The organism is Phenylobacterium sp., assembly GCF_031412415.1.
In the GTDB taxonomy this organism is placed as follows: domain Bacteria; phylum Pseudomonadota; class Alphaproteobacteria; order Caulobacterales; family Caulobacteraceae; genus Phenylobacterium.
The window spans coordinates 20,614-27,048 of the sequence record NZ_JANOCX010000382.1; the positions used below are offsets into that span (position 1 = coordinate 20,614).

The 6,435-nt window shown below is 68.2% G+C and carries 9 protein-coding genes and 1 pseudogene; 5 read left to right on the top strand and 5 right to left on the bottom strand.

The window, feature by feature from the left end:
• Nucleotides 1-45: 45 nt before the first annotated feature.
• From RMO04_RS18140 to RMO04_RS18155, 4 genes are all read left to right on the top strand, one after another.
• Entirely contained in the window at nucleotides 46-321 is a 276-nt protein-coding gene (locus tag RMO04_RS18140; RefSeq protein WP_309646170.1) for a hypothetical protein, read from the top strand.
• Nucleotides 318-1,253 carry a phytanoyl-CoA dioxygenase family protein gene (locus RMO04_RS18145; protein WP_309646171.1) on the top strand — a complete coding sequence of 312 codons (936 nt, stop codon included), beginning with the start codon at nucleotides 318-320 and terminating at the stop codon, nucleotides 1,251-1,253. The genes RMO04_RS18140 and RMO04_RS18145 overlap by 4 nt, the downstream gene beginning before the upstream one ends.
• Nucleotides 1,254-1,316: 63 nt before the next feature.
• The gene (locus RMO04_RS18150) at nucleotides 1,317-1,958 is read left to right on the top strand and encodes a PEPxxWA-CTERM sorting domain-containing protein (protein WP_309646172.1); all 642 of its coding nucleotides are present in this window, start codon (nucleotides 1,317-1,319) and stop codon (nucleotides 1,956-1,958) included.
• A 130-nt stretch (nucleotides 1,959-2,088) separates the two neighbouring features.
• Nucleotides 2,089-2,685, top strand: coding sequence for an HD domain-containing protein (locus tag RMO04_RS18155; RefSeq protein ID WP_309646173.1), 597 nt, complete (start codon nucleotides 2,089-2,091; stop codon nucleotides 2,683-2,685).
• Here RMO04_RS18155 and RMO04_RS18160 read toward each other — a convergent pair.
• The 4 genes from RMO04_RS18160 to RMO04_RS18175 all read right to left on the bottom strand — a co-directional run bounded on the left by RMO04_RS18160 (nucleotide 2,682) and on the right by RMO04_RS18175 (nucleotide 4,655).
• Nucleotides 2,682-2,873, bottom strand: coding sequence for a helix-turn-helix transcriptional regulator (locus RMO04_RS18160; protein ID WP_309646179.1), 192 nt, complete (start codon nucleotides 2,871-2,873; stop codon nucleotides 2,682-2,684). The genes RMO04_RS18155 and RMO04_RS18160 overlap by 4 nt on opposite strands.
• 5 nt (nucleotides 2,874-2,878) lie before the next feature.
• Complete coding sequence (locus RMO04_RS18165; protein WP_309646174.1) at nucleotides 2,879-3,310, bottom strand: hypothetical protein; 432 nt, start codon at nucleotides 3,308-3,310, stop codon at nucleotides 2,879-2,881.
• 14 nt (nucleotides 3,311-3,324) lie between these two features.
• Entirely contained in the window at nucleotides 3,325-3,525 is a 201-nt protein-coding gene (locus RMO04_RS18170) for a hypothetical protein (protein WP_309646175.1), read from the bottom strand.
• A gap of 101 nt (nucleotides 3,526-3,626) precedes the next feature.
• Entirely contained in the window at nucleotides 3,627-4,655 is a 1,029-nt protein-coding gene (locus RMO04_RS18175) for a 2'-deoxycytidine 5'-triphosphate deaminase (protein ID WP_309646176.1), read from the bottom strand.
• 140 nt (nucleotides 4,656-4,795) lie between these two features.
• Between RMO04_RS18175 and metZ the strand changes: the two genes are divergently transcribed.
• A complete protein-coding gene (gene metZ / locus RMO04_RS18180; RefSeq protein ID WP_309646177.1) occupies nucleotides 4,796-5,980 on the top strand; it encodes an O-succinylhomoserine sulfhydrylase in 1,185 nt (394 codons plus the stop codon).
• Here metZ and RMO04_RS18185 read toward each other — a convergent pair.
• Nucleotides 5,955-6,435: pseudogene (locus RMO04_RS18185) on the bottom strand (hypothetical protein); the annotation flags it as partial. The gene metZ and the pseudogene RMO04_RS18185 sit on opposite strands and share 26 nt — an antisense overlap.

Here is a 6,435-nt window from a genome sequence, read left to right on the forward strand (position 1 = left end):
CCATGGTGGCGGCTGGTCCCCGGCTTGGAGGCGCGCGGCTCGCCCATGCGACGGCAGAAAGTCCTTGTCCTCTACCTCGCCAATTCGGCGCTGGACGCCCCGACCATCGCCTGGGCGGTCTATGACGGCACGGGGGCGACCCTGCCCATGGCGGGCGACAACGACGAGCCGCCCTATCGCACCGGGGTCGAAGCCCTGAAGGACGGCTGGCGGCTGATCCAGGCTTCGCAGCTTCTGCCCCATCCGCGCGGCGAGGAGTTCGACCTGGCCTATTTCAAGTACGAGTTCCTGTTTGAACAGCTCGTGGAGCTCGGCGCATGAGCGACCTGCCCCTGCTATCCTCGGCCCAGATGGCGCGGTTCGTCGCGCGGGGCTTCCTGCGCTTCGATGGCGTGGTCCCCGAGGCGATCAACGCCCAGTTCCTGGCGGAGGTCGGCCAGGCCGCCGAGCCGGAACCGGGCAAGCGGGTCATGCGGGCGTTCGGCGAGCTGCTGGCCGGGGCGGCGATCCCGGAAACGCCGGCCGGGGTTCCGCTGGCCGAGGTCTATCCTCAGGGCAGCGCCGTGCAGAGGCTGCTGGACCTGCCCCTGGTGGCCGGCGCCCTGCGCAGCCTGGTGGGCGAGGCCCCGGTTTTCGACCACCACTTCCTGCACGTGACCTTCCCGCCGGCCTATCACGCGGCCGGGGGCTCGGTTAGCGTGTCGCAGCATACCCACCAGGACTCCACGATCGATCCGCGCACGGCCTTCGATGTCCAGGTCATGTACTATCCGCATCAGGTCACCCGGCCGATGGGCGGCACGCGGTTCATCCCCGGAACCCACCTGCGCAAGGTCAGCGAGGTGGCGCTGGGCCGCTACCAGAACATCCGCGGCCAGCAGCACATGGTGTGCGAGGCCGGAACCCTGCTCTTCCTGCACTCGGGCATCTGGCACGGGGGCGGAGTGAACCTGTCGGACACGACGCGGACCATGTTCAAGATCCGCATGAACCCGTCGGGGTCGCAGGTTCGCGGCTGGGACACCTCAGACCTCGCGGCCGGCCCCGCCCAGCGGCCGATCTTCCACGTGGTCTCTCGCCAGGATCCCGAGAGCGTCGAGGCCATCCTGATGACGCCGGAGCCGTGGTTCGAGCAGGACACCGGGCGGCTGGAGTTCGTCAACCGCATCGCGCTGTGGCGCTATCTCACCGGCGATCCCACCTATGACGCCGACCACTGGATGACCCGGCTGGAGAACCAGGCGGCCCACTAACTGGTCCCACGCTTGCAAGGTCGCCTCCAACGGGAGCGGTCGTTCCCGATTTGGGGATCACCGATGCGCAAGTTCCATGTCGCGGCCGCCGTCGCCGCCCTCACCCTGACCACGGCGAGCGCCACGGGCGCCCAGGCGGTCGAGCTGTTGTCGAACGGCGGCTTCGAGCTGGCCGGCGGAAGCCTGACCGGCTGGTCGACCACGGGCAGCGTCGGCGCCCTGACCGCGGCCCAGTACGGCCCCTGCTGCGGCACCACCGGCTCGGAGCCCAACTATTCCACCAACCACTTCGCGTCGTTCGGCTCGGGCAATGTCAGCGGCCTGAACGCGGTGAGCCAGTCCTTCGGGACCGTGGCCGGCCGCACCTACACCGTCAGCTTCGACCATGGCGCGTTCGGCGCCGGATGGCAGGGCCTGGACGTGCTGGTGAACGGCGTCTCGCAGGGCTTCTTCAACGCCCCGGCGGTCAACAACTCCGACCTGACCTGGATCGGCCAGAGCTTCAGCTTCGTGGGGAACGGTTCGCCCACCACCCTGTCGTTCCAGATCAACACCACCGCCGACAATGTCGACGCCCTGCTGGACAACGTCTCGGTCTCCTCCGTGCCGGAACCGGCCACCTGGGCGATGATGATCATCGGCTTCGGCGCCGTGGGCGGCATGGTGCGCAACCAGCGTCGCCGCCAGACCCTGGCCTTCGCCTAAAGGCGAACCGGACGACCCTCGAGAGCCCGCCCCCACCGGGGCGGGCATTTCGCTGCCTGGGCCCCATCGTTGACGTCAGGGCGACCCCGACGCACGATGGCCTGAACAAAGATAAGCCAGGGAGGCCGCCATGGCCGACGACGCCAGCCCAGACAGCGCCAAGTTCCACGCCATGACCGAGGGGACCCTCGAAGACTGGATGGCCATCGGCCGGGCCGGCGCGCCCTACCGGCAGGAACTCCCCGACCGGATGATCGCCCACCTGAAGATGCTGGAGGCCGACTCAGGCGGCTTCGCGGTCACCCGGCTCGAGCATTCCCTGCAGACGGCGACCCGGGCGTTCAAGGACGGCCGCGACGAGGAGTATGTGGTCTGCGCCCTGATGCACGACATCGGCGACATCCTGGGCCCGTCCAACCACGCCGAGATCGGGGCCATCATCATGAAGCCCTACGTCTCGGAGCGGAACTTCTGGATGATGGACAAGCACGGCATCTTCCAGGGCTACTATTTCTTCCACTATCTGGGCCTGGACCGCGACATGCGCGACCAGCACCGCGGCCATCCGGACTTCGAACACACCGCTCAGTTCTGCCACATGTACGACCAGAACAGCTTCGATCCGAACTACCAGTCGATGCCGCTGGAGGCCTTCGAGCCGATGCTTCGGCGCGTGCTGGCCGCGCCGAAACGCTCGATCTATCGCCGGGAAGAGGCGGCGGCCTAGGCGTCGCTGAAGATCGTCTCGATCGGGGCGTCGAACAGGCGCGCGATCTTGAAGGCCAGCGGCAGGCTGGGGTCATATTTCCCTGTCTCGATGGCGTTGACGCTCTGACGGGAAACGTCCAACCGGGCGGCGAGGTCGGCTTGGCTCCAGTCGCGTTCGGCGCGGAGCACCTTGAGGCGGTTCTTCATCATGATCACCGCTTGGCGATCCACCAGCCGAACCAGGCGACGCTATAGCCTGCGATCTGCGCCAGGATGGTCCCGAGGATGCCGACGGCGATGAAGTTCTCCGGTTCCTTGCCGCCGCCGAAGCCTGCGTCGATTGGGAAACCCTCAGGCCCCATCAGGACGGCGAAGGCCACGATCGCCAGCCCCAGGCCGCAACTGCCGCCCCAATACCAGGCGAACTTGTGAGCCTCCCGCGCGGCCTCGTCGAGCCGGCGCCAGTAGGCCGCCGATCCACCCAGCACCAGCACGACGATCAGCGCCGTCACCGATCCCTCGAGGACCGGATTGTCGACGGCCTTCAAAGCGTCGCTTCCCAACCCGAGCGCGATCCCGGCGATGAACAGGGCGACGGCGTAGGCCCAGGCCGGCGCGCGGACCAAGCGATCTTTCAGGCTCATTTGATGCTCCGTGATCAAAGGACGCGCGCGGCGTCCGGAAGCGCCCAGCCAAGTTCGGCCAGGGCGACGATGAGGTTTGCGGCAGGGATGGCGAAGGCCACGTGCTCGGCGTCCGCCCAGAAGACCGCGGCGCCGGCGGCGTAAAAGAGAGCGATGGCCAGCAGCGCCAGCACGACGACCGCCCTGCCCCACCACCTGCTCGCCCGCGCCGCCATGCCAAGTCTCCCTGTCGATATGACAAGGAAACACGACATCATTGGAAGTGTCAAGTGACCATGACAAAAAGTCGATGTCGCCTAACTTCTTGGGTTGGGGCCTAGGACCAGACCTTGAAGTGCTTGGAGAGCTTCAGGCCCTGGCGCTGGTAGTGTGAGCCCTGGTCGCCGTAGAGCCGCGAGGGCTTTTCGGTGAGCGGCTCATAGACCAGGCGCGCGACGGTCTGGCCGTCTTCCAGCAGGAACGGGGTCTCGTGGCTGCGGACCTCGAGCACGCCTTTGGAGCCGACGCCCTTGGCCTCCTCGGTGCCGAAGCCGGGATCGAAGAAGCCGGCGTAGTGGACGCGGAACTCGCCGACCGAGGGGTCGATGGGGGTCATCTCAGCGGCCTGAAGCACCGGGATCTCGACGGCCTCCTTCGAGGCCAGGATGTAGAACTCGCCGGGATCGAGCAGCAACTCGCCACGACGCGGGATCAGCGGCTCCCAGAAGTCGCGGGGGTCGTGACCGTCCACGTGATCCATGTCGACGACGCCGGCGTGGCGGCGCGCGCGGAAGCCGGCGACGCCGTCGCTGAGGTCGACCCCGACGCTGGTGATCGAGAGCTTGGGCGGCGCGCCGCGCTTCAGGCGAAGCTGGTTCAGGCGCGTGTTGGTGCGCACCAGGATCGAGAAGGTCTGGGGCGCGATCTCGATGTAGGTGGGGCCGCTATAGCCCTCCGCCACGTCGTCGAAGGCCACGGAGTTGTTGGTCAGCAAGCGCACGAAGACGTCGACCCGGCCGGTCGAGCTCTTCGGATTGGCGCGGGCCGAGACGCCGGGCGGAAGGGCCAGGACCTCCTGCAGCTCGGCGATATAGACGCAACCCTTTTCGAGCACCGCACCCTTGGTGAGGTCCAACTCATGCATGGCCACGCCGGCCATCCGCTGGCTCACCGTCCGGCCCAGGCCGGGCAGGAAGGAGGCCCGCACCCGCCAGGCCCGCGCGCCCAGGCGCAGGTCGAGGCTGGCTGGCTGGACCTGGTCGTGGTCGAAAGCCTGGGCGGATGTGATGGCGCCCTGCGCGATCAGGGCGTCGATGGACTGGCACGGCAGGATGCCCGCCGCGTCGTTGGTGGGGGTGTCGATCATCGGGGCGACACTCGCCGCCCGTCACGAGTCTGGCAAGGCGCTGACCGCGTTCGCCTGGGGGGACGCGACAGTTTTTCCAATGTGGCGGAGGCTGTTTGCGCCGGGTAGAAGGCGCTGCCTCATCTGAACTGGAGACCCTCATGGCCGAAGATCCGCGCGACTGGCAGCAGGAGACCAAGCTGGTGCGGGGCGGCATGGCCCGCTCGCCCTACGGCGAGATCTCCGAGGCGATCTTCCTGACCCAGAGCTTCGCCTATGAGAGCGCCGGCGCCGCCGACAAGCGGTTCTCGGGCGAGGAGCCGGGCTTCATCTATCAGCGGTTCGGCAACCCCACGACCCAGATGTTCGAGGATCGCCTGGCGCTGCTGGAGGGCGCCGAGGTCTGCCGCGCGACCGCCTCGGGGATGAGCGCCGTGCATGTGGCCCTACAGGGCCTGGTGCGGGCCGGCGACCACATCGTGGCCGGCCGGGCGCTGTTCGGGTCGTGCCGCTGGATCCTGTCGGAATGGATGCCTCGCTTCGGCGTCGAGGTGACCTTCGTCGACGCCACGGATGTCGAGGCCTGGAAGAACGCCTGCCGGCCCAACACCAAGGCCTTCCTGGTCGAGAGCCCGGCCAACCCACTGCTGGAGGTGACCGCCATCGGGGCGGTGGCCGACATCGCCCACGCCGCCGGCGCCAAGCTGGTGGTCGACAACGTCTTCGCCACGCCGATTTTCCAGAAGCCCTTGGCGCTGGGCGCCGACATCGTCGTCTATTCGGCGACCAAGCACATCGACGGCCAGGGCCGGGTGCTGGGCGGGGCGATCCTGGGCGCCGAGCCGCTGATGACCGAAAGCTACAAGGACATCCTGCGCCACACCGGCCCGGCCCTGTCGCCGTTCAATTCCTGGGTCCTGCTGAAGGGTCTGGAGACCTTGGAGCTGCGGGTGCGGCGCCAGACCGAGAACGCCGCCAAGGTGGCTGACGCCATCGGCGCGCACGCCAAGACACTGCGGGTGATCTATCCGGGGCGGCCCGACCATCCCCAGGCTGCGATCATCGCCAACCAGATGACTGGCGGCGGCAACGTCGTCGCCTTCGACCTGGGCTCACGGGAAGCCGCCTGGCGGTTCCTGGACACACTCGCCATCGTCGACATCTCCAACAACCTGGGCGACGCCAAGTCCATGGCGACCCACCCCTCGACCACCACCCACCGTTCGATGCCCGAGCAGCAGCGCCTGGAGATCGGCCTGACTGAGGGCTGGGTGCGGATGAGCGTGGGCCTGGAGGGCTCGGGCGACCTGGTCCGCGACGTCAGCCGCGCCCTGGACGCGGCGTAGCCTCCAGCCAGTCCAGAATCCGCGGGTTCAGTTCGCGCGGATAGGTGTGGCTGAGGTCGGGGATCTCGCGATAGGTCACCGCTGCGCCCGCCGCCGACAGCGCCCGCTCGGCCTCGCGCGCCATGTCGACCGGGAACATCCAGTCCAGCGCCCCATGCGCCAGATGGATCGGCAGGCCCGCGAGACGGTCGGGGTCGGCCATCTGGGCCAGCATCGGGTGGAACGCCGCGGCCACGGGGGCCAGGTGGGTGAAGGGCGAGTTTGGTTCCAGGCCGCTCACATAGCTGAAGGTGCCGCCGTCGCTCATGCCGGTCAGCAGCAGGCGGCTCGGATCGATGTTCCAGCCGGCGCGCACGCGCTCGACCATCCCGCCCAGGTTCAGTGTGTCGAGGTCTGGGCCGGTCAGGGCCCAGGTGTCGCCGACCGCCGTGGGCGCGATCAGGATGGCGCCACGG

Bases quoted from the DNA above. Each gene is read 5' to 3' on its own strand.
- RMO04_RS18140 (WP_309646170.1), top strand. From the start codon at position 46: ATGCGACGGCAGAAAGTCCTTGTCCTCTACCTCGCCAATTCGGCGCTG.
- RMO04_RS18145 (WP_309646171.1), top strand. From the start codon at position 318: ATGAGCGACCTGCCCCTGCTATCCTCGGCCCAGATGGCGCGGTTCGTC.
- RMO04_RS18150 (WP_309646172.1), top strand. From the start codon at position 1,317: ATGCGCAAGTTCCATGTCGCGGCCGCCGTCGCCGCCCTCACCCTGACC.
- RMO04_RS18155 (WP_309646173.1), top strand. From the start codon at position 2,089: ATGGCCGACGACGCCAGCCCAGACAGCGCCAAGTTCCACGCCATGACC.
- RMO04_RS18160 (WP_309646179.1), bottom strand. From the start codon at position 2,873: ATGAAGAACCGCCTCAAGGTGCTCCGCGCCGAACGCGACTGGAGCCAA.
- RMO04_RS18165 (WP_309646174.1), bottom strand. From the start codon at position 3,310: ATGAGCCTGAAAGATCGCTTGGTCCGCGCGCCGGCCTGGGCCTACGCC.
- RMO04_RS18170 (WP_309646175.1), bottom strand. From the start codon at position 3,525: ATGGCGGCGCGGGCGAGCAGGTGGTGGGGCAGGGCGGTCGTCGTGCTG.
- RMO04_RS18175 (WP_309646176.1), bottom strand. From the start codon at position 4,655: ATGATCGACACCCCCACCAACGACGCGGCGGGCATCCTGCCGTGCCAG.
- metZ (WP_309646177.1), top strand. From the start codon at position 4,796: ATGGCCGAAGATCCGCGCGACTGGCAGCAGGAGACCAAGCTGGTGCGG.